General features: G+C 71.9%; 22 protein-coding genes and 1 pseudogene. 11 read left to right on the top strand and 12 right to left on the bottom strand.

The window, feature by feature from the left end:
• On the top strand, window positions 1-235 hold a 235-nt coding region (locus tag EBH09_RS03380), incomplete at its 5' end, for a hypothetical protein (RefSeq protein ID WP_238697170.1).
• A 15-nt stretch (window positions 236-250) separates the two neighbouring features.
• Here the strand turns inward: EBH09_RS03380 and EBH09_RS03375 are convergent.
• From EBH09_RS03375 to otr(A), 4 genes are all read right to left on the bottom strand, one after another.
• Window positions 251-1498, bottom strand: coding sequence for a glycoside hydrolase family 16 protein (locus tag EBH09_RS03375; protein WP_121745512.1), 1248 nt, complete (start codon window positions 1496-1498; stop codon window positions 251-253).
• 130 nt (window positions 1499-1628) lie between these two features.
• The gene (locus EBH09_RS03370) at window positions 1629-2171 is read right to left on the bottom strand and encodes a VanZ family protein (protein WP_121745511.1); all 543 of its coding nucleotides are present in this window, start codon (window positions 2169-2171) and stop codon (window positions 1629-1631) included.
• A gap of 112 nt (window positions 2172-2283) precedes the next feature.
• Window positions 2284-2946, bottom strand: coding sequence for a DUF4230 domain-containing protein (locus EBH09_RS03365; protein WP_121745510.1), 663 nt, complete (start codon window positions 2944-2946; stop codon window positions 2284-2286).
• 72 nt (window positions 2947-3018) lie between these two features.
• Window positions 3019-4905, bottom strand: a complete 1887-nt coding sequence (gene otr(A), locus EBH09_RS03360) for a tetracycline resistance ribosomal protection protein Otr(A) (RefSeq protein ID WP_121745509.1) — start codon at window positions 4903-4905, stop codon at window positions 3019-3021.
• Between the two features lie 198 nt (window positions 4906-5103).
• On the opposite strand from otr(A), the gene EBH09_RS03355 reads away from it, so the two are divergent.
• A complete protein-coding gene (locus EBH09_RS03355; protein ID WP_121745508.1) occupies window positions 5104-6057 on the top strand; it encodes a ribose-phosphate pyrophosphokinase in 954 nt (317 codons plus the stop codon).
• Here EBH09_RS03355 and EBH09_RS03350 read toward each other — a convergent pair.
• Complete coding sequence (locus EBH09_RS03350; protein ID WP_121745507.1) at window positions 6023-6409, bottom strand: anti-sigma factor antagonist; 387 nt, start codon at window positions 6407-6409, stop codon at window positions 6023-6025. The two genes, EBH09_RS03355 and EBH09_RS03350, sit on opposite strands and share 35 nt — an antisense overlap.
• 138 nt (window positions 6410-6547) lie before the next feature.
• Window positions 6548-7498: an NADP-dependent oxidoreductase gene (locus EBH09_RS03345; protein ID WP_193776090.1), complete on the bottom strand. Its 951-nt coding sequence runs from the start codon at window positions 7496-7498 to the stop codon at window positions 6548-6550.
• Between the two features lie 44 nt (window positions 7499-7542).
• Between EBH09_RS03345 and EBH09_RS03340 the strand changes: the two genes are divergently transcribed.
• A complete protein-coding gene (locus EBH09_RS03340) occupies window positions 7543-7788 on the top strand; it encodes a hypothetical protein (protein WP_121745506.1) in 246 nt (81 codons plus the stop codon).
• A 78-nt stretch (window positions 7789-7866) separates the two neighbouring features.
• Window positions 7867-8259, top strand: coding sequence for a VOC family protein (locus tag EBH09_RS03335; RefSeq protein ID WP_121745505.1), 393 nt, complete (start codon window positions 7867-7869; stop codon window positions 8257-8259).
• A 54-nt stretch (window positions 8260-8313) separates the two neighbouring features.
• Here the strand turns inward: EBH09_RS03335 and EBH09_RS03330 are convergent, their stop codons facing one another.
• Window positions 8314-8616, bottom strand: coding sequence for a DUF4235 domain-containing protein (locus tag EBH09_RS03330; protein ID WP_121745504.1), 303 nt, complete (start codon window positions 8614-8616; stop codon window positions 8314-8316).
• 52 nt (window positions 8617-8668) lie between these two features.
• Window positions 8669-9694 (bottom strand): glutathione S-transferase C-terminal domain-containing protein, encoded by a 1026-nt coding sequence (locus tag EBH09_RS03325; protein WP_121745503.1) that lies wholly within the window; start codon window positions 9692-9694, stop codon window positions 8669-8671.
• Between the two features lie 167 nt (window positions 9695-9861).
• On the opposite strand from EBH09_RS03325, the gene EBH09_RS03320 reads away from it, so the two are divergent.
• Window positions 9862-10848: a cation diffusion facilitator family transporter gene (locus tag EBH09_RS03320; protein WP_238697214.1), complete on the top strand. Its 987-nt coding sequence runs from the start codon at window positions 9862-9864 to the stop codon at window positions 10846-10848.
• 64 nt (window positions 10849-10912) lie between these two features.
• On the opposite strand, the gene EBH09_RS03315 is transcribed toward EBH09_RS03320, so the two are convergent.
• Window positions 10913-11362 carry a nitroreductase family deazaflavin-dependent oxidoreductase gene (locus EBH09_RS03315; protein WP_121745501.1) on the bottom strand — a complete coding sequence of 150 codons (450 nt, stop codon included), beginning with the start codon at window positions 11360-11362 and terminating at the stop codon, window positions 10913-10915.
• Window positions 11363-11678: 316 nt separating this feature from the next.
• Between EBH09_RS03315 and EBH09_RS03310 the strand changes: the two genes are divergently transcribed.
• Both EBH09_RS03310 and EBH09_RS03305 read left to right on the top strand, forming a co-directional pair.
• Window positions 11679-12935: a cytochrome P450 gene (locus EBH09_RS03310; protein ID WP_121745500.1), complete on the top strand. Its 1257-nt coding sequence runs from the start codon at window positions 11679-11681 to the stop codon at window positions 12933-12935.
• A 12-nt stretch (window positions 12936-12947) separates the two neighbouring features.
• Window positions 12948-13148 (top strand): ferredoxin, encoded by a 201-nt coding sequence (locus EBH09_RS03305; RefSeq protein ID WP_121745499.1) that lies wholly within the window; start codon window positions 12948-12950, stop codon window positions 13146-13148.
• On the opposite strand, the gene EBH09_RS03300 is transcribed toward EBH09_RS03305, so the two are convergent.
• Window positions 13123-13731 (bottom strand): TetR/AcrR family transcriptional regulator, encoded by a 609-nt coding sequence (locus tag EBH09_RS03300; RefSeq protein WP_121745498.1) that lies wholly within the window; start codon window positions 13729-13731, stop codon window positions 13123-13125. The two genes, EBH09_RS03305 and EBH09_RS03300, sit on opposite strands and share 26 nt — an antisense overlap.
• 122 nt (window positions 13732-13853) lie before the next feature.
• Between EBH09_RS03300 and EBH09_RS03295 the strand changes: the two genes are divergently transcribed.
• The 3 genes from EBH09_RS03295 to EBH09_RS03285 all read left to right on the top strand — a co-directional run bounded on the left by EBH09_RS03295 (window position 13854) and on the right by EBH09_RS03285 (window position 15953).
• Window positions 13854-14288, top strand: coding sequence for a nuclear transport factor 2 family protein (locus EBH09_RS03295; protein WP_121745497.1), 435 nt, complete (start codon window positions 13854-13856; stop codon window positions 14286-14288).
• A gap of 57 nt (window positions 14289-14345) precedes the next feature.
• Complete coding sequence (locus EBH09_RS03290) at window positions 14346-14906, top strand: flavoprotein (protein ID WP_121746211.1); 561 nt, start codon at window positions 14346-14348, stop codon at window positions 14904-14906.
• Between the two features lie 78 nt (window positions 14907-14984).
• Entirely contained in the window at window positions 14985-15953 is a 969-nt protein-coding gene (locus EBH09_RS03285) for an aldo/keto reductase (RefSeq protein WP_121745496.1), read from the top strand.
• A 16-nt stretch (window positions 15954-15969) separates the two neighbouring features.
• On the opposite strand, the gene EBH09_RS03280 is transcribed toward EBH09_RS03285, so the two are convergent.
• Entirely contained in the window at window positions 15970-16614 is a 645-nt protein-coding gene (locus EBH09_RS03280; protein ID WP_121745495.1) for a DUF4232 domain-containing protein, read from the bottom strand.
• A gap of 150 nt (window positions 16615-16764) precedes the next feature.
• On the bottom strand, window positions 16765-19143 hold the full coding sequence (locus EBH09_RS03275; protein ID WP_193776088.1) for a SpoIIE family protein phosphatase: 2379 nt from the start codon (window positions 19141-19143) through the stop codon (window positions 16765-16767).
• A 265-nt stretch (window positions 19144-19408) separates the two neighbouring features.
• On the opposite strand from EBH09_RS03275, the pseudogene EBH09_RS03270 reads away from it, so the two are divergent.
• A pseudogene (locus EBH09_RS03270) lies at window positions 19409-22056 on the top strand (glycoside hydrolase family 2 TIM barrel-domain containing protein); the annotation flags it as partial.

The raw sequence follows: 22056 nt of genomic DNA, 5'->3' as shown, positions 1-22056 counted from the left end.
GACCGAAATCGAGAGCCCGCACATCGGCAGTCCGCGGATCCTCGTGCTCCAGGTGCAGCCGGGCACGCCTCCGTTCCGGATCGTGGAGATCGACGGCCAGGTGGTCGGTGAGGCCAAGGCGGTCACCGATGTACTGGTGGCCGCCGCGGCCTTCGGCATCACGGTCCACGACCTGGACGACCCGGACGTGGTCCGCTGGGTGGGCGGGGACAAGTTCACCTGGACGCCTCGTTAGGCCCCGCAGGGCGCCTCAGCCGACCGTCCATTTCTGGTTGGCGCCGCCCGAGCAGGTCCAGATCTGCAGGCGGGTGCCGTTGGCCGAGCTGTTGCCGGTGGCGTCGAGGCACTTGTCGGCCTGCGGATTGACGATGTCGCGTGCCGCGGTGACGACCCACCGCTGGGCGGCGCTGCCGTTGCAGTCCCACAGCTGGACGACCGTGCCGTCCGCGGTGCCGCCTCCGTCGACGTCCAGGCACTTGCCGAGCGCCCGGATCGTGCCGTCGGCGCCCACCGTCCACCGCTGGGCCGCGGTGCCGTTGCAGTCGTAGAGCTGTACGGGGGTGCCGTTGGCCGAGTTCGCCGCGGCTACGTCCACGCACTTGCCGCCGAGGCCGCTGATCGCGCCACCGGCCGACGAGTCGCTCGTCGTCACCGAGACGTGGTCCACCACCAGCGACTGCGGGAAGACGGTGGAGCCGTCCGGGTCGCCGGGCCAGTAGCCGCCGACCGCCAGGTTGAGGATCAGGAAGTACGGCCTGTTGAACACCCACTGCTTCCCGCCCAGGTCGGCAGGGGTGCGCCGCTGGTAGACGTTGCCGTCCACCGACCAGGTGATCGAGTCGGGCGCCCAGTCGACGGCGAAGGTGTGGAAGCCGTCCGCGAAGGCCTGGCCGCCCGGCAGGGTGTATCCGGCGCCGATGCCGCCCGCGCCGGAGTAACCGGGGCCGTGGATGGTGCCGTGCACGGTGGAGGGCTCGAAGCCGACGTTCTCCATGATGTCGATCTCGCCGGAGTCCGGCCAGTTGACCGGGGTGCCGAGCATCCAGAAGGCGGGCCACATGCCCTGCCCGCGCGGCACCTTCATCCGCGCCTCCACGTGCCCGTACTGCGCGGTGAACTTCCCGGAGGTGTTGAGCCGGGCGGAGGTGTACTGGCAGGTGCCGTACCAGCACTGGTAGTTGGCCGGGTTCTCCTTGCGGGCCGTGATGACCAGGTGGCCCTGGCCGTCCAGGGCCGCGTTCTTGTTGCCGGAGGTGTAGTACTGCCGTTCGTGGTTGTTGACGTTGTCGCCGGTCTCGATCTGCCACTTCGAGGAGTCGACGGCCGCACCGGCCGGTCCGTCGAACGTGTCGGAGAACGTCACGGCGGCGGCCGAGGCGTCGGCGTCCCTGGCGGTTCCGGATTCCGCCTGGGCGGGGCCGGTCACGAGGGAAGCGGCCAGCCCGGCGGACAGGGCGGCGGCGAGGAGACATCTGCGGAGCAGGCGTGGACGGATCACGGCTCTCCCTTCCGTACGGCGTCCCGGGGACGGGGGCGCCGACCGAGGTGGGGGTAAGGGTGTCGCCTCTTGATTCAAGTAGTGAATTAAGAGGTGGTCAATACCTTGGTACGGACCACCTCTCGTTCTCTCAGGTACGTCGCCGGCGCGCGTGCACCGCACGGCTCATCCGCCGGCCGAGGAGCAGGTAACCGATCAGCGCCCCCGAGGTGTTGAGGATGACGTCGTCGATGTCGAACGCCCGCCCCGTGACCAGGGCACCCTGCGCGAACTCCACCAGCAGCATCACGACGGCCGTCAGCAGCAGCACCCGCAGCAGCCCGCGCGTGCGCGGGGCGACGACCGGGACCAGTACGCCGAACGGGACGCCCAGCAGGATGTTGCCGCCGATCTGCTTGACGGCGTCCCGCAACGCGGGCTGGTCCAGATAGGCCCTCAGCGAGCGGCCTGGGTGCATGTTGGTGTGCGTCAGCGCCTCCGACGCGGGGGAGGGGTGCAGGGTCAGCCGCGCCAGCACCACCGCGAACGCCACCATGAAGGCGAACGCGCAGACCATCGCCAGAGCGCGCAACGGCAGGGCGAGCGGGCGCCGTTCGCGCCGGTCGGGGTCCTCGTCCTTGGTGGCGCGGGGGCGTAGTAGGGAGCGCGGCCCTGATGAGGCGGCACGAGCCATTCGGTCCTCCAGTCGTCAACTTCCCCCGCGTGGTGAGGCGGTTACCCGCCGAACCGTCGGGGATACCGGGCGGCAACCGGAACCGGCCGGTCCCGCCCCCGTGACAGGCCGCTCAGGGCCCGTAGACCACCCGCACCTCCTCGAAGCCGAGGGAGTGCAGCAGGCCCCGGAGCATCGCCGTGGTGTTGCTCTCGGCGCGCGCCTTGAGCTCGCTGTCCTTCGCCGCGTCGCCGATGTGCCGGGCCGCGAGTTTCTGCACGGCCTGCTCGCCGTTCGGGTTGTCCGAGAACAGGTCGCCGAGGCGGTCGAGGAGCCCCCGCTGCTTGGACACGGCGTAGGAGCGCTCGGGGTCGAGGGCCGGCTCACCGAGCGCCGCGTGCGGCAGCCGGAGAGTGGCCGACGTGCGGTCGCTGTTGACCTTCACGTCGTCCTCGTCCACCTTGCCGAGGTCGACGAAGGCGTCGACGGTGCCCGCCCCGACGTACAGGGTGCGGGTGCCGCGGATCGCGTCGGGCAGGAGCTTGGCGTCCTTCTCCAGGTCCACGACGACCTGGAAGTTGCCGGAGGCGGCCTCGTAACGGCTGATGTCCTGGACGGACTTCAGCAGTGCGGGGCCCGAGCGGTCCTGGGTCTCGGTGCCGAAGAGATCCTTCAGCCCCGGTACGACGCTCAGCCGGAGCCCCGCGAACAGCACGACGAGCACCAGCACGACCGCGCACAGCACCTTCGCCCAGCCGGGCATGCGCCGGGGGAGCTTCCTGATGGGAGTCGTCATGGCGACGGCCCTCCTTCCTACTGTCCTGATGCCCTCCATCTCCTCAGCCAGGCGGTGCAGTTGGCGTACGGTTCAGTGCGACGGCCTGAGCGGACGGTCCTCCGTTGGCCGGGACGACCACACCGCCTCTCCGCGCGTGAGACCCGGCAGCCGCAGCTCGGCCTCCCGTACCCGCCGGGCCGGCAGCTCGCCGGTGATCAGCCAGGCGGGGTCGCCGCCCGTCGTACCGGTGAAGTCCGCGCCCAGCGAGGCGAGCCGGGCCGTCACCGGCGCCAGCGCGTCCGGCGGAACCTCCGCCTCGAAGGCGTGGTACGGCTCGTACAGCAGCGTCCCCGCCTGCCGCAGGGCCCGGCGCAGCACGATCGGCGTCAACCCGCGGAAGTCCGCCGCGGTGCTGACCGGCGAGCTGAAACCGGAGCGGGTCAGCGTGACCCGGTAGTCCGTGACCGCGGCGCCGGTCAGACCGGTCAGCAGCGTGGCGTGGACCGTCTCCTCGACGGCCTGGTGGAAGGCGCGGGGGAGCGCGCCGAGCTCCGTCTCGTAGCCGAACACCGCGCCCGAGCCGCGCGGCCCCGGCTCGACGCGCAGCCCGATCGTCGCCCAGTACCGGGTGCGGTCGAGCCACGGCATCTCTTCCGCGGCCTCGCCGGTGCCCACCGGGCGCTCCAGGAACCGGACCCGGCCCGGCGTGAACTCCGCCTCGATGCCGAAGTCCTCGGCGAGCGTCGCCGCCAGCACCTCCATCTGCACCTCGCCGTAAAGGAGCAGGGTGGTGGCGCCGGAGTCCGCCGGGCGGGCGTGCAGCAGCGGGTCCTGGTCGGCCAGCGCCAGCAGGGCGGAGCGCAGCGGCGCCGCCTCCTCGGTGCGCCGCGCCCGGACGACGGTCCGCAGGGTCGGCGGCGTGAACTGCGGGGCGCGGTCGGTCAGCCCGCCGAGCCGGTCGCCGACACGCAGGCCACCGGAAACGGTGAGCGCGGCGATGTTCCCGGCGGTGAGTGTTCCCGCACCGCCGACCACGTCCAGACGCGTCACCCGGCCGGGGACCTCGGTGGTCCGCCCGTCGGACTCGCGCCGCAGGAACGTCAGCCGACGGCGTGGGCGCACCTCACCGTCGTACAGGCGCAGATACGCCGTCCGCTCGCCGCCGGGTCCCGGGCGCACGGCGAAGACGGTTCCGCTCGGTGCCGCGGGGCCGGCCGTGGCGGGTGCGGCGACCGGGACCAGCCCGACCAGGTCCTCGACCAGCTCCGCGACGCCCTGGCCGCCGAGCGCGGAGCCGTGGTACAGCGGGTGGAACGAGCCGTCCGCGGTGCGGGCGGCGAGTGCGGCGGCGAGGTCCCCGGCGGTCGGCTCGGGGCCGTCCACCAGTGCCGCCAGGATGTCCGGGTCGACCTCGGCGAGCGCCTCGGCGGTCCGTTCGTCCGGCGTGCGGCGCGTGACCCGGGCGCCCGCGGTGCCGGCGTCCGTCACCCGGGTCAGCGGTGCGACGTGCGGCGTCAGCAGGCGCCGGACGTCGGTGAGCAGGCCGTCGGTGCGCGCGCCGGCCCGGTCGATCTTGTTGACGAAGACGAGCGTGGGCAGCCGCAGCCGTCGCAGGGTACGCATCAGCACGCGGGTCCGCGCCTGTACGCCCTCCACGGCGGACAGCAGCAGCACCGCGCCGTCCAGCACCTCCAGAGCACGCTCGACCTCGGCGACGAAGTCGGAGTGCCCCGGGGTGTCGATCAGGTTGACCTGGGTGTCGCCGACGGTGAACGCGGCGACCGCGGAGCGGATGGTGATGCCGCGGCGCCGCTCGATGCCGCCGTCGTCCGTACGGGTGTCGCCGGCGTCGACGCTCCCCAGCCGGTCGATGGCGCCGTGGTCGAACAGGAGCCGTTCGGTGAGGCTGGTCTTACCGGCGTCGACGTGGGCCAGAATGCCGATGTTCAGGGTGTTCCGGGTGTCCGGGATGTGCATGTGGGGTCGAGTCCTCGATGACCGTGGGCCGGAAGGGGCACTGGGTGATGTCGAGGAGTCGGCGCATGCGGGGGATCCTGACCTGGTGAGGGGCGAACACGGACGGCCTCATGATGGCGCCACCCCCCGGGTCCGCCGCAACCGGATATCCGTAAGCTGAGGTCCCCCGGCCGGTCAGGATCATGCTAGGAGCGGTCAGTGCGAGACATCGCCGTGTTCAGCGGTAGTGCCCATCCCGAGCTGGCCGAGGAGGTCTGCGCACACCTGGGCGTCCCTCTGAGCCCCACCCGGGTCAGCCGGTTCGCCAACGACTGTCTGGAGGTACAGCTCCAGGCCAACTGCCGCGAGCGGGACGTCTTCCTGATCCAGCCGCTGGTCAAGCCCGTCCAGGAACATCTCGTCGAACTGCTGCTGATGTGCGACGCGGCCCGCGGGGCGTCGGCCGGCCGCATCACCGTCGTCATGCCCCACTACTCCTACGCCCGCTCCGACAAGAAGGACGCGCCCCGCATCTCGCTGGGCGGGCGTCTGGCGGCTGACCTGCTGGTGGCGGCGGGCGCGAGCCGGGTCCTCGCCATGACCCTGCACTCGCCCCAGGTGCACGGGTTCTTCTCGGTCCCGGTCGACCACCTGCACGCGCTGCGTGAACTGGCCGCCCACTTCCGTCAGTACGACCTGTCCCGCACCACGGTCGTCTCACCGGACCTGGGCAACGCCAAGGAGGCCGCCGCGTTCGCCCGGATGCTCGGCGCCCAGGTCGCGGCCGGCGCCAAGCAGCGGTACGCCGACGACCGGGTCAGTATCAGCGCCGTGATCGGGGACGTCGCCGGGCGGGACGTCATCGTGCTCGACGACGAGATCGCCAAGGGCAGCACCGTGCTGGAACTTCTCGACCGGCTGCGGGAGGCGGGTCCGCGCACGATCCGGATCGCCTGCACGCACGGGCTGTTCGCGGCCGGTGCGCTGGGGCGGCTCAGCGAGCAGCCGGACGTGCTGGAGATCGTGTGCACCAACACCGTGCCGGTACCGGCCGACGACCACACGGAGAAGTTGCGGATCCTCTCCATCGCCCCCGCGCTCGCCGAGGCAGTGCGCCGCATCCACAACGGCGAGTCGGTCAGCGCCCTGTTCGACGCTCCGCCGTCCGGCTGACGCCGAGCACCTCCTCCAGAGTCGGCCGCGGCGGCATCAGCAGTGCCAGGCCGGTGATCCGCAGCATGTGCAGGGTCAGCGGGTGGGCGCACACCAGGTGCACCTGCCCGCCCCGGTCGAGCACCTGGCGGCGGGCCCGGTACAGCAGCCGCAGTCCGGAGCAGTCGAAGAACTCGATCCCGCTCAGGTCGAGCACGACCAGGGCGTCGGGGCGCTCCGTCTCCCGGTCCAGACGCGGGGCGATCTCCTCCGCCGACGCGATGTCGATCTCGCCCCGGAACTCCAGCACCGTGTGCCCCCGGTCGCGGCGCACGTGCAGATGCCGGGTGGGCGACGGGGATTGCTGCCGCACGACGACCTTGCCTCCAGCCTGCTCCGGGGGCCCGACTACCTACGTTCTACTGCCTGCTCCGCTCGAAAAGTTACCCCGATCGAGCGAGCTTGAGCATGTTCGATTGACATATGTCATCGAAATCTCACACCCGGCCGGTCAGTCGACCACGAGGACCAGCTTCCCCGTGGTGCGGCCGGTCTCGCCGAGCGCGTGTGCCTGCGCCGCCTCCCCCAGCGGGAACGTCCGCGCGATCGTGGCCCGCAGCTTCCCCGACTCGACCAGTCCGGCGATCTCGCGCATGCCGGCCCGGTCGGCGTCCACGAGCATCCGCACCGCACGCACGCCCAGCCGCTCGGCCTCCTCGTAGAACTCGTCCGACCCGACCGGCAGGATCGAGACCACCACCCCGCCCGGGCGCAGCACGCGCAGCGACCGCAGGGACGTGTCGCCGCCGATCGTGTCCAGGACGACGTCGACGTCCTTCACGGCCTCGGCGAAGTCGGTCTCCCGGTAGTCCACCGTCTCGTCCGCCCCGAGGGAGCGCAGGAACTCGTGCTTGCCGGCGCTGGCGGTGCCGATCACGTGGGCGCCGAGGGCCTTGGCGATCTGCACCGCCACATGGCCGACACCGCCGGCCGCCGCGTGGACCAGCACTCGCTGTCCCGGCTGGACGTCCGCCCGCTCCACCAGCGCCTGCCACGCCGTCAGCGACACCAGGGGTAGCGCGCCCGCCTGGACGTGGTCGATCCCGGCCGGCTTGTGCGTGAAGGCGCGCGCGGGCGCGGTGACGTACTCCGCGTGGGAGCCGTGGCCGAACGGGTAGGACAGCATGCCGAAGACCTCGTCGCCGGGCCGGAAGGCGGCGACGCCGATCCCCACCGCCTCCACGACGCCCGAGACGTCCCAGCCCAGCACGAAGGGCGGTTCGCCGAGGAAGCCGCCGTTGGCCCGGTGCTTCCAGTCGGTGGGGTTCACTCCGGCGGCACGCACCTGTACCAGCACCTCGTTGGGGCGCGGTTCGGGACGCTCGGGCCGTACTTCCTTGAGGACCTCGGGACCGCCGAGGACGTCCTGGCTGATGGCTCGCATGGTGTTCACGTCGCTCATGGTCACCCAGCTTGCCTCGCTCCGCCAGGTCGGGGAAACAGCGCGTGCGTCCGCTGGCGGAGCGTGACGTGGTGATGGCCGAAGTCACCGTCGAGACCGCGGAGCCCGTCGAACTGCCCGAGCAGGACGCCGGGTTGTTCGCCGCCAGGACCGGCATCGACCCGCGCGCGCTCGCCACGCCGTACCTGTACTTCCGTATCCATCCGCAGCGGAACCAGGCGTGGCGCGAGGCCAACGAGATCGTGGGGCGCGAACTGACGCGCGACGGCCGGTGGCCGCCGGCCGAGTGAATCGGCCGGGCCGGGATATCCGCAAGGTACAGGGCGCGGGGCACGAACGTCCCGCGCCCGGAATCCTTCGGAGGAGACATGGCACTGGTCAACGCGGGCGTCGTGGTGCTCGACTGCGCCGAGCCCGAGAAGCTCGCCGAGTTCTACAAGAGGCTGCTGGGAGCGCAAGAGACCGACGCGACCGCCAACCGGATCGAGATCAGGTCGGCCGACGGCTTCCGTATGGCGTTCCGGCGGGACGTCAACGCCACCCCGCCGAGCTGGCCCCGGCCCGAGAACTCCCTCCAGGCCCATCTGGACTTCTGGGTGGACGACCTGGACGAGGCGGAACGCGGTGTCGTCGAACTCGGTGGGCGTCCAGTGGAGGCGAAGGACGCACTCGGGGTGCACGAGGAGCGCGGCTACTCGGACCCGGCGGGTCACTCCTTCACCCTGCGCCGCACCGCGCAGACGGCACCCAAGCAGGGCTAGCGACCGCCTGCCGGGTGCCGTCGGTGACGGGGGAGAGGGCTGGGCCCCGTGCGGTCAGTCGCGTCCGCCCTTCCCGCCGGCCGGCCAGACACCGGTCGAGCGTTCGATGGCCTTGGCTCCCGTCCGGTCCACGGCACTGCGCACCGCGGCGAAGATGGCGCCCTGGATCGCGGCGGCGAGCAGGATCTCCCCCCAGCCGCGGTCCGGGTCCAGCGCGTCGGGAGCGTCGTCCTCGTGCCGGATCACCTTCCACGTCTTCTGGAACGCCAGCCCGGCCAGCGTGCCGCCCACCCAGCCCAGCGCGAAGCCGACGGGCTTGTAGGCGAGGGGGAGCTTCTGCTTCTTCTTCTTGGCCACGTGGATCTCCTTGTGCTCGGTGAGTGAATCGATGGTGGGATCGGTCGTGCGGTCAGGGCCTGCCCCGTACCGGAACGGCCTCGTCGGCGGGGACCGGCCCCGGCGGTGTGCCGTCGCCGAACGGCCGGCCGCCCAGTTCCTGCCGGTGATGGGGCGTGAGCCAGCCGGACAGGTCCGGGCCCAGGGGCACGACGGCGGTCGGGTTGATGCCGGTGTGCACCTGGTAGTAGTGGCGTTTGATGTGGTCGAAGTCGACGGTGTCGCCGAAGCCGGGCGTCTGGAACAGATCGCGGACGTACCCCCACAGCACCGGATTCTCCGTCAGCTTCCAGCGGTTGCACTTGAAGTGGCCGTGGTACACGGCGTCGAAGCGGACCAGCGTCGTGAAGAGCCGGATGTCCGCCTCGGTGATCGTGTCGCCGACCAGATAGCGTTGCCGCTCCAGCCGGGGCGTCAGCTGCTCCAGGCGCCGGAACACGCCCGCGCACGCGGCCTCGTACTCCTCCTGGCCCGTGGCGAAGCCCGCCCGGTACACACCGTTGTTGACGTCCTCGTAGACGCCCGCCATCACCTCGTCGATCTCGTCGCGCAGGGCGTCGGGGTACAGGTCGGGCGCGCCCGGCCGGTGCAGGGACGTCCACTCGGTCGCGAGGTCCAGAGTGATCTGCTGGTAGTCGTTGGTGACCAGCTTCCCACTGGGTACGTCCACGACCGCCGGCACGCTCACCCCGCCCGGGTAGCCCGTCTCGCGCCGGTCGTAGGCTTCGCTGAGGAAGCGGATGCCGAGGACCGGGTCGCGGTCGTCCGGGTCCAGGGTGAAGCGCCAGCTGCGGTCGTCCTGGACGGGGTCGGTGATCGCCAGGGACAGGGCATCCTCCAGACCGAGCAGCCGCCGCGAGACCAGGGCGCGGCTCGCCCATGGACAGGCACGGCTCACCACCAGCCGGTACCGGCCGGATGCCACCGGCCACCCGTCCCGGCCGTCCGCGGTGATCCGGTCCGCGAAGTGGCTCTTGGACCGCTTGAACGCCTTCCTGCCGTAGCCGCTGTTGCCGGGCGTCCCGCCGTCACCGCTCATGGGCCTGCCTTCCAGTCGTTCGTGTGCCCTGGTGGACGCGTTCCCCGTTTTCGGCCGTCGGCACTGGCGGGCCACCCACAAGGGGGGTGTGAGCCGCGTAGGCCGGGGGCATTCGGCCCCTCGTGAGTGGGACAGCCTCGGAAGAGAAGCAGGACCGGAACACCGACATCGACGCCGACCGCGGCCCCGACCGCGCGGCCGACGGGAGGGCCGACCGCAGGACGCGCGTCACCGTGCTGGTGGCACTGGCGGCCAACCTGGTGATCGCCGTCGCCAAGGCGGTGGGCGGCTTCATCGCGGGATCACCCGCGCTGCTGTCGGAGGCGGCGCACTCGGTGGCGGACAGCATGAACGAGGTCTTCCTCCTCGCCGCCCTGCGCCGCAGCCGCCGCCCCGCCGACCGGCGCCACCCCTTCGGCTACGGCAAGGAACGATTCTTCTGGTCCCTCCTCGCGGCCGTCGGCATCTTCGTCATGGGCGGCTGCTTCTCCTTCTTCCAGGGCGTCGAGGCCCTGCGCACCGGCGGCCAGGAGAAGCTGAGCGGCTACGTGGCCGGACTGATCGTGCTCGGTGTCGCCCTGCTCGCCGAGGGCGGCTCCCTGCTGCGGGCCCTGCACCAGGTGCGGGGCCAGGGGGGAATCGCCACCGGCCTGCGTGACCCGGCCCTGCGCACGGTCGTCGCCGAGGACGGCACCGCGGTGCTCGGCGTGACGCTCGCCATGACCGGCATGGTCCTGCACATGGTGACCGGACAGGTGGTGTGGGAGGCCTGCGCCTCGCTCGCGATCGGCGCCCTGCTCGTGTTCGTGGCCTACCGGCTGGGCCGTGAGGCCCGCGACCAGCTGATCGGCGAGGCCGCCGACCCGGAGGCCTGCGGCCGGATCCGGTCACTGCTGCGGGCGCAGCCGGAGATCGACAGCGTCGAGGCGCTGTTCACCATGAAGACGGGCCTCGACTCCACCCTGGTGGCCGCCCGCATCGACCTGGTCCCGGGCCTCGACAGCGAGCGGGTGGAGGAGGTCGCCGTACGCATCAAGAGGTCGATCGCGCGCACCGTTCCCGAGGCGAGGCAGATCTTCCTCGACGTCACCGACCGGCCCGCGCAGGAGGCAGCCGAAAGCCCCGCCGCGACGGGGGAACGCGGCGGGGCCTGAACGGCGTGTTCCCGGTCGGCGTCGGTCCATGCACGCAGATCCGGGAAACTTCCTCCCGCCGGGTTCAGCTCCCGTCGGCCGCTTCCAGGACGAAGACCGGGATCTCCCGGTCCGTCTTCTTCTGGTAGTCGGCGTACGGCGGATACGCCGCGACGGCACGCTCCCACCACTCGGCCTTCTCCGCGCCGGTGACCTCACGGGCGGTCATGTCCCGCTTCACCGGGCCGTCCTGAAGTTCCACACGGGGATCGGCCTTCACGTTGTGGTACCAGACCGGGTGCTTGGGCGCCCCGCCCAGGGAGGCGACCACGGCGTAACGGCCCTCGTGCTCGACGCGCATCAGCGGCGTCTTGCGGAGTCTGCCGCTCCGCGCGCCCCGCGTGGTCAGCACGATGACGGGCATCCCCGTGTCCATCAGGGTCGTGCCCTTCGTGCCGCCCGAGCTCTCGTAGAGCTCCACCTGTTCGCGCACCCACTGCGTCGGGCTGGGTTCGTACTCGCCCTCAAGAGGCATGGCTTCCGTCCCATCATCGTGTCCTACGGCTGACTGGCACCGTGGTGCAACACCGGCCGGTGCCGTATCCATCCGTACCCCGTCCAGCCCGCCGATCTCCAACAGCCGCGCGACCACGCACCGGATCGGGCGGATCCCGGTCGACGATGGGGAGGCGCGGTGGTGCTCGGCGTGGGCGACCGGAACGCCGGCGCGGCGGCGATCCCCGGCCAGTCTGCTCCCGCCACCGATCTGGCCGAACTTGTCGTCGTCGTATAGGTGCCTGGGGCATCTAATGAAGATCGGCACGACGCACTCTTCGTCTGCGAGGTCTTCCATGACGGACACGCACGCAACGCCGGACACGCCCACAACACCGGACACGGGTACGGCGCCGGGCGGGGGAGCGACGGAACCCGTCGCCTTCCCGCGGGACCGGACCTGCCCCTACCACCCTCCCGCCGCATACGACCCACTGCGCGCCGCCCGGCCGCTGGCCCGGATCTCCCTCTTCGACGGCCGTCCGGCCTGGCTGGTGACCGGACACGCCGCCGCCCGCAGGCTGCTGGCCGACCAGCGGCTGTCCACCGACCGCACCCGCGACGGCTTCCCCGCCACCTCGGCGCGCCTCGCCGCCGTACGCGACCGCAGGACCGCCCTGCTAGGTGTCGACGACCCCGAACACCGCGCCCAGCGCAGGATGGTCCTCCCCGAGTTCACCCTCAAGCGCGCCACCGCCCTGCGCCCGCGGATCCAGCGGATCGTGGACGAACGGCTCGACGCGATGATCGCGCAGGGCCCGCCCGCCGAACTGGTGACGGACTTCGCGCTGCCCGTCCCCTCGATGGTGATCTGCGCGCTGCTCGGCGTCCCCTACGCCGACCACGACTTCTTCGAGGAGCAGTCCCGTCGGCTGCTGCGCGGGCCCCGGCCCGCCGACACCCAGGACGCCCGCGACCGACTGGAGGCGTATCTGGGCGAGTTGATCGACCGCAAGAGCAGGGCGCCCGGCGAGGGCCTGCTGGACGACCTGGTCCGGCATCAGCTGAGCGAGGGCGCCGTCGACCGCGAGCAGTTGGTCGCGCTGGCGGTCATCCTGCTGGTCGCGGGCCACGAGACGACCGCCAACATGATCTCGCTCGGCACCTACACCCTGCTGAGCAACCCCCGCCGCCTGGCCGAGCTGCGGAAGGACCCCGCCCTGCTCCCCGGCGCGGTCGAGGAACTGATGCGCGTCCTGTCCATCGCGGACGGGCTGCTGCGGCTGGCCACCGAGGACATCGAGGTGGACGGGCAGACCATCCGGGCCGGCGACGGGGTCGTCTTCTCGACCTCCGTCATCAACCGCGACGAGACCGTCTACCCCGACCCGGACGCCCTCGACTGGCACCGCCCGGCCCGCCACCACGTCGCCTTCGGGTTCGGAATCCACCAGTGCCTCGGTCAGAACCTGGCCCGCGCGGAGCTGGAGATCGCACTGCGCACACTCTTCGAGAGGCTGCCCTCGTTGCGCCTGGCCGCCCCCGCGGAGGAGATTCCGTTCAAACCCGGAGACACGGTCCAGGGGATGCTGGAACTCCCCGTGGCCTGGTAGGAGGCTCCCGACATGCACATCGGCATCGACAAGGACACCTGCGTCGGCGCGGGCCAGTGCGCGCTGACCGCACCGGACGTGTTCACCCAGGACGACGACGGCTACAGCACGGTCCGGCCCGGCCGGGAGGACGGCGGCGGCAGCGCACTGGTACGCGAAGCGGCCCGGGCCTGCCCCGTCGGAGCCGTCACCGTGTCGCAGACGGTGGGCTGACACCGACGGCGTCCGCCGCCGGGGTGTCCGCGCCGGCGGCTCCCAGCAGCACCCGCGCCGCCTCACGTGCCGCCCGGGCCGGTTCCGTGCCGCCCGTGACGCCCGCCGTCACCATGGCGCCCTCGGCCAGCAGGAACAGCTGCCCGCCCACCGCGGCGGGCAGTCCCGCGCCCGCCGCGAGGCCGTCGAGGAACTCCCGAAAAGCCCCCTTGTGCGCCCGCACCCGGTCCGCCACCGGGGCGGAGGTGGCACCCAGTTCGCCGTACGCGTTGATCCACGCGCAGCCGCGGAAGTCCGGTTCGGCGAACCACTGCCCGAGCCAGTCGTAGACGGCCAGGATCCGGGTGCCGGGTTCCTCGTACCGGTCGACGTGTTCCGCCAGCCGCGCCCGCCAGCGCGCGTCGCGCCGCTCCAGGTAGGCCACCACCAGCTGCTCCTTCGCCGGGAACAGCTGGTAGAGGCGTTTCAGCGAGACGCCGGAGTCGCCGCGGACGTCGTCCATGCCGACGGCCTGGACGCCCCGCCCGTAGAAGAGCCGCTCCGCCGCGTCCAGAGCCCGTCCCCGGGCGACTTCGCTGTCCATGGCCACCTCTTCCCCGGCGTGTGCCTCGATGCGTTCCTTGACCAGAGAACGTGCGTTCTCGTACGGTAGCAGTCAAGCACAGAGAACGTCCGTTCTCCACTTCTCCGCACGGAGGTTCGGCCATGACCACTGCCCGCCCGCCCCTGCCGCCGTTCACCCGGGAAACCGCCGCCCGCAAGGTGCGGGCCGCCGAGGACGCGTGGAACACCCGCGACCCGCACAGGGTCGCGCTCGCCTACTCCGAGGACTCGGTCTGGCGCAACCGCGACACCTTTCTCACCGGCCGTGCCGCCATCGTCGAGTTCCTGACCGCCAAGTGGGCGCGCGAACTCGAGTACGCGCTGCGCAAGGACCTCTGGGCCTTCGACGGCAACCGCATCGCCGTCCGCTTCCAGTACGAGTCCCGCGATGCCGAAGGCCAGTGGTGGCGCTCCTACGGGAACGAACTCTGGGAGTTCGACGAGCACGGCCTGATGACCCGGCGGGAGGCGAGCATCAACGACGTGGCCATCACGGAGTCGGACCGCCGCATCCACGGCCCGCGGCCCGTTCAGTAGGGTTCCCGGGTGAGCGAACAGGTCCGGGGCGCCGAGGAATCCGAGAAGCCGGCGAGGCTGGAAAGGCCGGCGAGGCGGGAAAAGCCGGAGAGGGCGCAGAAGCAGCCCTTTCTCTACGTCGTCGTCTGCGCCGCGGGCGTGGCCTGTGGCGTCAGCAAGCTGATCACCGCCGCGCAGGAGCGCGACTGGGAGGTCGGCGTCTTCGCGACCCCGGTCGCCATGGACGGCTTCTTCGACACCGCCGCCGTCGAGGCGCGGACCGGCCGCCCCATCCGCTCGGCCTGGCGCCGCCCGGGCGATCCGCGGCCCTTCCCGGCGCCGGACGCCGTCGTGGTCGCGCCCGCCACCTTCAACACGGTCAACAAATGGGCCGCCGGCCTGGCCGACACCCTCGCCGTCGCCACCCTGTGCGAGGCCTGCGGCCTGGGCGTCCCCGTCGCCGTCCTGCCGTGCGTGGCCGACGCGCTGGCCTCCCACCCCGCGTACCGGGAGAGCCTGACCCGGCTGCGCGGGATGGGCGTGCGCTTCGGCGACCCGTACGCCGGTGCTGCGGGCAAGGACGGCGGTCGCCCGGAGTTCGCCTGGGAGCGGGCGCTCGACCTGCTCGAACGGCCCTGACCCGCCCCGGCTTCGAGCCCGCACGAAGACGTACGCTCGCCCCTGGTACTGATGATCCCGAAGACAGGAGCAGCAACGATGCAGTACGTGAAGCTCGGTTCGACGGGCCTGGACGTGTCGCGGATCTGCCTGGGCTGCATGACCTACGGCGATCCCGGCCGCGGCACACACGAGTGGACCCTCGACGAGGAGGCCTCGCGTCCGCTGATCCGGCAGGCGCTGGAGGCCGGCATCACCTTCTTCGACACGGCCAACGTCTACTCCGACGGCACCAGCGAGGAGATCGTCGGCAAGGCGCTGCGCGACTTCGCCCGCCGGGACGACTTCGTGCTCGCGACCAAGGTGAACGGCCGGATGCGGCCCGGACCCAACGGCGCCGGACTGTCCCGCAAGGCGATCATGACCGAGATCGACCACAGCCTGAAGCGCCTGGGCACCGACTACGTCGACCTCTACCAGATCCACCGCTTCGACCCGCACACGCCGGTCGAGGAGACGATGGAGGCCCTGCACGACCTGGTGAAGGCGGGCAAGGTCCGCTACATCGGGGCCAGTTCGATGTACGCCTGGCAGTTCTCCAAGGCCCAGTACACCGCAGAGCGCCACGGCTGGACGAAATTCGTGTCCATGCAGAACCACTACAACCTCGTCTACCGCGAGGAGGAGCGCGAGATGCTGCCCCTCTGCGCGGACCAGGGCGTCGGCGTGCTGCCCTGGAGCCCGCTCGCCCGCGGCCGGCTCACCCGGGACTGGGACACCGCCACCGAGCGCAGCGCCACCGACAACTTCGGCAGCACGCTCTACCAGGAGGGCGACCGTGCCGTGGTCGAGGCCGTCACGCGCATCGCCGGTGACCGCGGCGTGCCGCGCGCCCAGGTGGCACTTGCCTGGCTGCTGCACCAGGACACGGTGACCGCGCCGATCATCGGCGCGTCGAAGCCGGGGCACCTGGAGGACGCCGTGGCGGCGGTCGAACTGACGCTCAGTGAGAAGGAGATCGAGGAGCTGGAGCGGCCCTACGCGCCGCACCCGATCGCCGGTCACTGAAACCCGACTCGACGTGTCAGGGTCCCGTCCCGGGCTCCAGGGCGGTGACGGACACCGACGACTCGTCGCCGCCCACCGGGACCTCGCCGGCCTTCCACTCGACCTCGATCGGGTCCCGCTCGTCCGGCGGGGTGACGAGCAGCGCCGCCGGGGTGGCGGTGCGGGCGCCGCTGATCTGCGGGCTGGAGAACGACAGCCCGGCCCACGCGCTCTTCCCCGCGGTCAGCGTGACCGTCCGGGGAGAAGAGGGCGCGCGCTCGGGGTCCGGGCCGAGCTGCTTGCCGGACGCGTCGACGAAGGCGGCGCCCGGATACCCGTACAGGGTGCAGGTGCGGTCGGAGGTGTTGGTCAGCACGATCGGGAAGTTCCGCTGTCCGGCGCCGGGGTCGACGCGGCCGACGGCGGCACGCAGCTCGGCGGTGTGGCAGCGGCCGTCGGTGCGGGCGGAGGCGGAGGCCGATCCGGCGGTGTCGCTGGGCGCGGTGGTGACCGTGGGTGCGGTGGACGCACCGGTGCCCGGACTGGTAGTGCGCGGGGCCTCGGTGGGTCGTGGGGCGCTCGACGTGCTGCTCTCGCTGCCGCAGGCGCTCACCAGGCCGAGGAGCGCGACCGCGCTCGCCAGCAGGGCGGTGCGGTGTACGGGCTGGGACGTGTTCGCCATCGGTTCTCCACACTCCCGTCGGTCTCGCGCACGGCCCGTCCCCTGCGGCGGCACCGTACGCCCTGGGCCTTCGAGTGTCCCGCCGCGCGAGCCGGGAAACGACGGGGCACTACGGAGACGCGGTGCGCTCGTCCGGCTCACGCCTGCGGCTCACGCCTCGTCGAGCAGCCCCAGCTCCGCCCAGATCGTCTTGCCCTCGGTCGTGTGCCGGCTGCCCCAGCGCTGGGTCAGCTGGGCCACCAGCAGCAGCCCGCGGCCGCCCTCGTCCCAGGTCTTGGCCCGGCGCAGATGCGGCGCCGTATGGCTGGTGTCGGAGACCTCGCAGATCAGCGTGGCCGTGTCGTGGATCAGCCGCAGCCGGATGGGCGGGGAGCCGTAGCGGATGGCGTTGGTGACCAGCTCGCTCACGACCAGTTCGGCGGTGAAGGACGCCTCCAGCAGGGCCCAGGCGGACAGCTGCTCGACGACCTGCTTGCGGACGGGGGCGACCAGCGACGGGTCGGCCGGAATGTCCCAGGTCGCGACCTGACCGGCGGGCAGCCCTCGGGTGCGGGCCAGCAGCAGCGCCACGTCGTCGGTGGCGCTGCCCGAGGGGAGCAGCGCGTTCAGCACCCGGTCGCACGTCGCGTCGAGCGACTCGGCGGGGGCCGCCAGGGCCTCGCGCAGCAGCGCCTGACCGGCATCCGCGTCCCGCTCCCGGCTCTCGACCAGCCCGTCGGTGTAGAACGACAGCACGCTGCCCTCGCGCAGCTCCAGCTCGGCGGACTCGAACGGCAGCCCGCCCACGCCCAGCGGAGGGCCCGAAGGCAGCTCGACCTGCTGGGGCGGGCCGTCCGGCGGGACGAGGACGGGCGGCGGATGCCCGGCCCGGGCCAGGGAGCAACACCGCGACACCGGGTCGTACACCGCGTACAGGCAGGTGGCGCCGACCTCGCCCGCGCTGTCGTCGCCGGACTCCTCGGACAGCCGGACGACCAGGTCGTCGAGGTGGGTGAGCAGCTCGTCGGGCGTCAGGTCGATGTCGGCGAGGGTGCGGACGGCGGTGCGCAGCCGGCCCATGGTTGCCGAGGCCTGGATGCCGTGGCCGACGACGTCCCCGACGACCATGGCGACCCGCATCCCGGACAGCGGGATGACGTCGAACCAGTCGCCGCCGACCCCCGAACGGGCCGCCGGCAGGTAGCGGGAGGCCGCCTCCACCGCGGCGGTGGGCGGCAGCCACCGCGGGAGCAGGCTGCGCTGCAGGGTCAGTGTGGCCTCGCGCTCGCGGGAGTACCGGCGGGCGTTGTCGATGCAGACGGCGGCGCGGGCGGAAACCTCCTCGGCCAGCAGCACGTCGTCGTGGGTGAACGGGTAGGGCTGCCGGAACCGGGTGAAGACCGCGACGCCGAGCGTGGTACCGCGGGCCTGGAGCGGCACGGACATCGTGGAGTGGATGCCGTACTCCCTGACCCGCCGCAGGCGGACGGGGTCCCATTCCAGCCACCGTTCGAGGTCGCCGAAGGCGTCCGCGGCGACGATCGCCTGCCCCGAGAGCAGAGATTCGGCCTGGGGCGAGCCGGCCGGGTAAAGGTCCAGCTGTCCCGGTTCGGCCACCGCCTCCGGGCCGCCCGGGGCTACCGACCGGTGGGCCGTCCTGCGCAGGCCGACCGGCGGCTCGAGCACGGCGGCGGGCTCACCGCCTTGTTCGAGCGGGTCCAGCAGGTCGACGCTCACGAAGTCGGCGAGCGCGGGCACGCACACGTCCGCCAGCTCCTGGGCCGTTCGGGTCACGTCGAGCGTGCTGCCGATGCGCACGCTGGCCTCGTTGACCAGCTGCAGCCGCTCCCGGGCGAGGTGCTGCTCCGTGAGGTCGTGGACGCTCACGCACACGCCGAGGACCCGGCCGCCGGCGTCGGTGAGCGGCGCGATACGGGCGTTCCACGCGTGGGCGCGGCTCTCGCCGACGGCCCTGAGATGGGCCTGCATGTCGTACCGGTGGCCGGAGGCCAGTACCCGCCGCATGTGACGTTCGAGTTCGGCGTTCTGCGGCCGGCCGCTCATGTCGGTGGCCCGCAGACCGCGGAGGCGGTCGGGCGGGAGTCCGACGAGCTGCGCCATGGCGTCGTTGACACCGCGCAGCAGGAGCCGGTCGTCGAAGATCATCATGGCGCAGGGGGCCTGGGTGAGAGCGGCTCTGACCAGCGGGTCGTCCGCCGGGTCGGAACCACGCTCCAAGGGGGCGACGGCGAGCCACGTCCGAGGTGCGCCGTCCTGCGACGGTCTGCGGTGGGCGAGCACCCACACGGACACGGTGTGCCCGTCGCGGTGCCGCAGCGCCAGGGTGCCGTTCCAGTGTTCGTCGCCGGGCCCTGGGGGAGTGTCGTCGCCGCCGTCGGCCAGCAGCCCGGCGGCGGGGCGCCCCACGACCTCGGCGGCGGGATGGCCCAGCAGCAGGCTGGCGCCCTCGTTCCACTCCAGCAGGGTGCCGGAGTCGTCGACGACTGCGCGGGCCGTGGCGGCATCGTCGAACGGGTTGACCGGACTCATCGTCGCCACTCCATTGCGCACACCCTCAGTGAACAGCGCGTCACCTGAGTCCCAGCCTAGTGCGTCCGGGCCCCGCGCGGACCCGAACCATCGGGCCCGCGATCGCCCCGGGGAGGCGGAGGCCGCCGAACGGCTGGGCCGCCCGGGACAGAAAGAGCTTTCCGTGGTCTTGACGGCCGCGTGTGGCACAACGTCAGAATCTGTTTGGTCCCGATCAGTTGTGAGTACTTCTGAGTCCTGTTGAGCTTGATGAGGGAGATCCGCCATGACGGTCACGCGCAGATCGGTTCTGATCGCCTCCGCCGCCGCCCCGGCGGCCGGGGCGGCGGTGGGCGCCCCGTCGGCGTGGGCCGCGGACGCCACCGAGAGCGGTGCGGGCCGCCACACCATCCCCCTGCTCGACGGCTGGCGCTTCCTGCTGGCCGACCCCGACGGTTCCGCCGACGACTCCACCGGCGCCGCGGACCCGGCGTACGACGACTCGGCGTGGCGCGAGGTCGCCGTCCCGCACGACTGGAGCATCGAACAGACACCCACCACCGAGCACGGCACCACCAGCGGCACCGGCTTCCTGCCGGGCGGCCTCGGCTGGTACCGCCTCGCGTTCACCCTGCCGCCCGCCCTCGCCGGCAAACGGGTTTCGGTCGAGTTCGACGGCGTCTACATGGACTCCCGCGTCCACTGCAACGGCCGGGAGGCCGGCCGCCACCCTACGGCTACACCGGCTTCGCCCTCGATCTCACCGACCTGGTGCACACCGACGGCCGCACCGAGAACGTCCTCGCGGTCCAGGTGCGCAACCAGTTGCCGAGCAGCCGCTGGTACTCCGGCAGCGGCATCTACCGCGAGGTCCGCCTCGTCGTCACCGAACCGGTGCACGTACGGCGCTGGGGCACGTACGTCACCACACCGCGGGTGAGCGAGGAGCGCGCCGTCGTCCGAGTGGAGACGTCCGTCGTGAACGCGTCGGGCACCGCGCGCGAGGTCGAGATCCGGTCGGCGGTCAAGGACGCGGACGGACGCACCGTGGCCCGCGCCGCCTCCACGGCCCGCGTCGCCGAAGAGGCGAACGAGACCCACGAACTCACCGTCACCAGCCCGCGGATGTGGGACTTCGCCACGCCGCACCGCTACACCCTGCACACCGAACTGCGTGTCGGCGGCCGGACCGTCGACACCTGCCGCACCCCGTTCGGTGTCCGCACCTTCCACGTCGACCCCGAGGAGGGTTTCCACCTCAACGGCCGGTACGCCAAGATCAAGGGCGTGGACCTGCACCACGACCTCGGCGCACTCGGCGCCGCCGTGAGCATCGACGCGATCCGCCGCCAGATGACCATCATGAAGTCGATGGGCGTCAACGCCTTCCGCACCTCGCACAACCCGCCCGCGCCCGAGATGATCGAGGTCTGCGAGGAGATGGGCATCGTGATGCTGGTGGAGGCCTTCGACTGCTGGCGCACCGGCAAGAACCTCTACGACTACGGCCGGTTCTTCGACGAGTGGTGCGAGAAGGACGCCACCGAGATGGTGCTGGCGGCCCGCAACTCGCCCGCCGTGGTGATGTGGTCCATCGGCAACGAGGTCCCCGACTCCACCTCCGCCGCCGGACTCGCCATGGCCGACCGGGTCATCGAGGCCATCCGGGCCGCCGACGACACCCGTCCGCTGGTCATCGGCTCCGACAAGTACCGCCGGATGCCCGCCGAGGGCTCCGCGGCCGACCTGATGCTGGCCAAGCTGGACGGACTCGGCCTCAACTACAACACCGCCAAGTCGGTGGACGACCTGCACGCGGCCTACCCGCACCTCTTCCTCTTCGAGTCCGAGTCGTCGTCCGAGACCTCCACGCGCGGCACCTACCAGGAGCCGGAGCACCTCAACACCGGCGAGAACCAGACGCCCGGGAAGCGGGCCACCTCGTCCTACGACAACAACCTCGCCTCCTGGACCATGAGCGGCGAGTACGGCCACAAGAAGGACCGGGACCGGAGGTGGTTCGCCGGCCAGTTCCTGTGGTCCGGCATCGACTACATCGGCGAGCCGACCCCGTACGACGTCTTCCCGGTGAAGGCGTCCTTCTTCGGCGCGGTCGACACCGCCGGCTTCCCGAAGGACATGTACCACCTGTTCCGGAGCCAGTGGACGGACGAGCCGATGGTCCACCTGCTGCCGACGACCTGGAACCACCGCGAGGGCGACACGGTCGAGGTCTGGGCGTACGCCAACGTCGACACCGTCGAACTGTTCCTGAACGGCAGGTCCCTCGGCACCCGTACGTTCGACACGAAGAAGACCGTCGACGGCCGGACGTACCTGGAGACCACCGAGGCCACCGGCGACGACAAGACCTTCACCGACGGCCCCTACCCCGGCAGTTACACCAGCCCGAACGGCAGCGCGGGCAAGCTCCACCTGACCTGGAAGGTGCCCTACGAGGCGGGCGAACTGAAGGCCGTCGCCCGGCGGGCCGGCAGGGCGGTCGCCACCGACGCCCTGCGCACCGCGGGGGCGCCGCACGCGGTACGCCTCACCCCGGACCGCGAGAGTGTCGCCGCGGACGGCCGGTCCCTGGTCTTCGTGACGGCCGAGGTGGTGGACCGGCGCGGCGTGGTGGTCCCCGGCGCCGAGCACCTGCTCTCCTTCGACGTCGCGGGCGGCTCCCTCGCCGGACTGGACAACGGCCGCCAGGAGAGCGCCGAGCGCTACCAGGCCAGCACCCGCACCGCCTTCCACGGCAAGGCCCTCGCCATCGTGCGGTCCGGCACCCGGCCGGGCACGGTACGGGTGACGGCCCGCGCGGACGGGCTGCGTACGGGCACGGCGACCGTGCGCGCCCGCCGCGCCGCGTCCCGCGCCACCACACCGGCCGCGGAGTTCCGGCCCGAGTACCCGGCGCCCCTGGACCTCCCG

Origin of the sequence: Streptomyces sp. E2N166 (genome assembly GCF_003671715.1) — a bacterium.
Lineage (GTDB): Bacteria > Actinomycetota > Actinomycetes > Streptomycetales > Streptomycetaceae > Streptomyces > Streptomyces thinghirensis.
The sequence above is the reverse complement of the archived record's forward strand: the minus strand, read 5'-3'. Positions and strand labels throughout refer to the sequence as shown.

Excerpts from the sequence above, each read along its gene's own strand:
- EBH09_RS03285 (WP_121745496.1), top strand. The coding sequence starts at position 14,985 with ATGCAGTACGTGAAGCTCGGTTCGACGGGCCTGGACGTGTCGCGGATC.
- EBH09_RS03325 (WP_121745503.1), bottom strand. The coding sequence starts at position 9,694 with ATGAGCGGTGACGGCGGGACGCCCGGCAACAGCGGCTACGGCAGGAAG.
- EBH09_RS03300 (WP_121745498.1), bottom strand. The coding sequence starts at position 13,731 with ATGGACAGCGAAGTCGCCCGGGGACGGGCTCTGGACGCGGCGGAGCGG.
- EBH09_RS03315 (WP_121745501.1), bottom strand. The coding sequence starts at position 11,362 with ATGCCTCTTGAGGGCGAGTACGAACCCAGCCCGACGCAGTGGGTGCGC.
- EBH09_RS03345 (WP_193776090.1), bottom strand. The coding sequence starts at position 7,498 with ATGAGCGACGTGAACACCATGCGAGCCATCAGCCAGGACGTCCTCGGC.
- EBH09_RS03365 (WP_121745510.1), bottom strand. The coding sequence starts at position 2,946 with ATGACGACTCCCATCAGGAAGCTCCCCCGGCGCATGCCCGGCTGGGCG.
- EBH09_RS03280 (WP_121745495.1), bottom strand. The coding sequence starts at position 16,614 with ATGGCGAACACGTCCCAGCCCGTACACCGCACCGCCCTGCTGGCGAGC.
- EBH09_RS03295 (WP_121745497.1), top strand. The coding sequence starts at position 13,854 with ATGACCACTGCCCGCCCGCCCCTGCCGCCGTTCACCCGGGAAACCGCC.
- EBH09_RS03335 (WP_121745505.1), top strand. The coding sequence starts at position 7,867 with ATGGCACTGGTCAACGCGGGCGTCGTGGTGCTCGACTGCGCCGAGCCC.
- EBH09_RS03370 (WP_121745511.1), bottom strand. The coding sequence starts at position 2,171 with ATGGCTCGTGCCGCCTCATCAGGGCCGCGCTCCCTACTACGCCCCCGC.
- EBH09_RS03275 (WP_193776088.1), bottom strand. The coding sequence starts at position 19,143 with ATGAGTCCGGTCAACCCGTTCGACGATGCCGCCACGGCCCGCGCAGTC.
- EBH09_RS03310 (WP_121745500.1), top strand. The coding sequence starts at position 11,679 with ATGACGGACACGCACGCAACGCCGGACACGCCCACAACACCGGACACG.
- EBH09_RS03305 (WP_121745499.1), top strand. The coding sequence starts at position 12,948 with ATGCACATCGGCATCGACAAGGACACCTGCGTCGGCGCGGGCCAGTGC.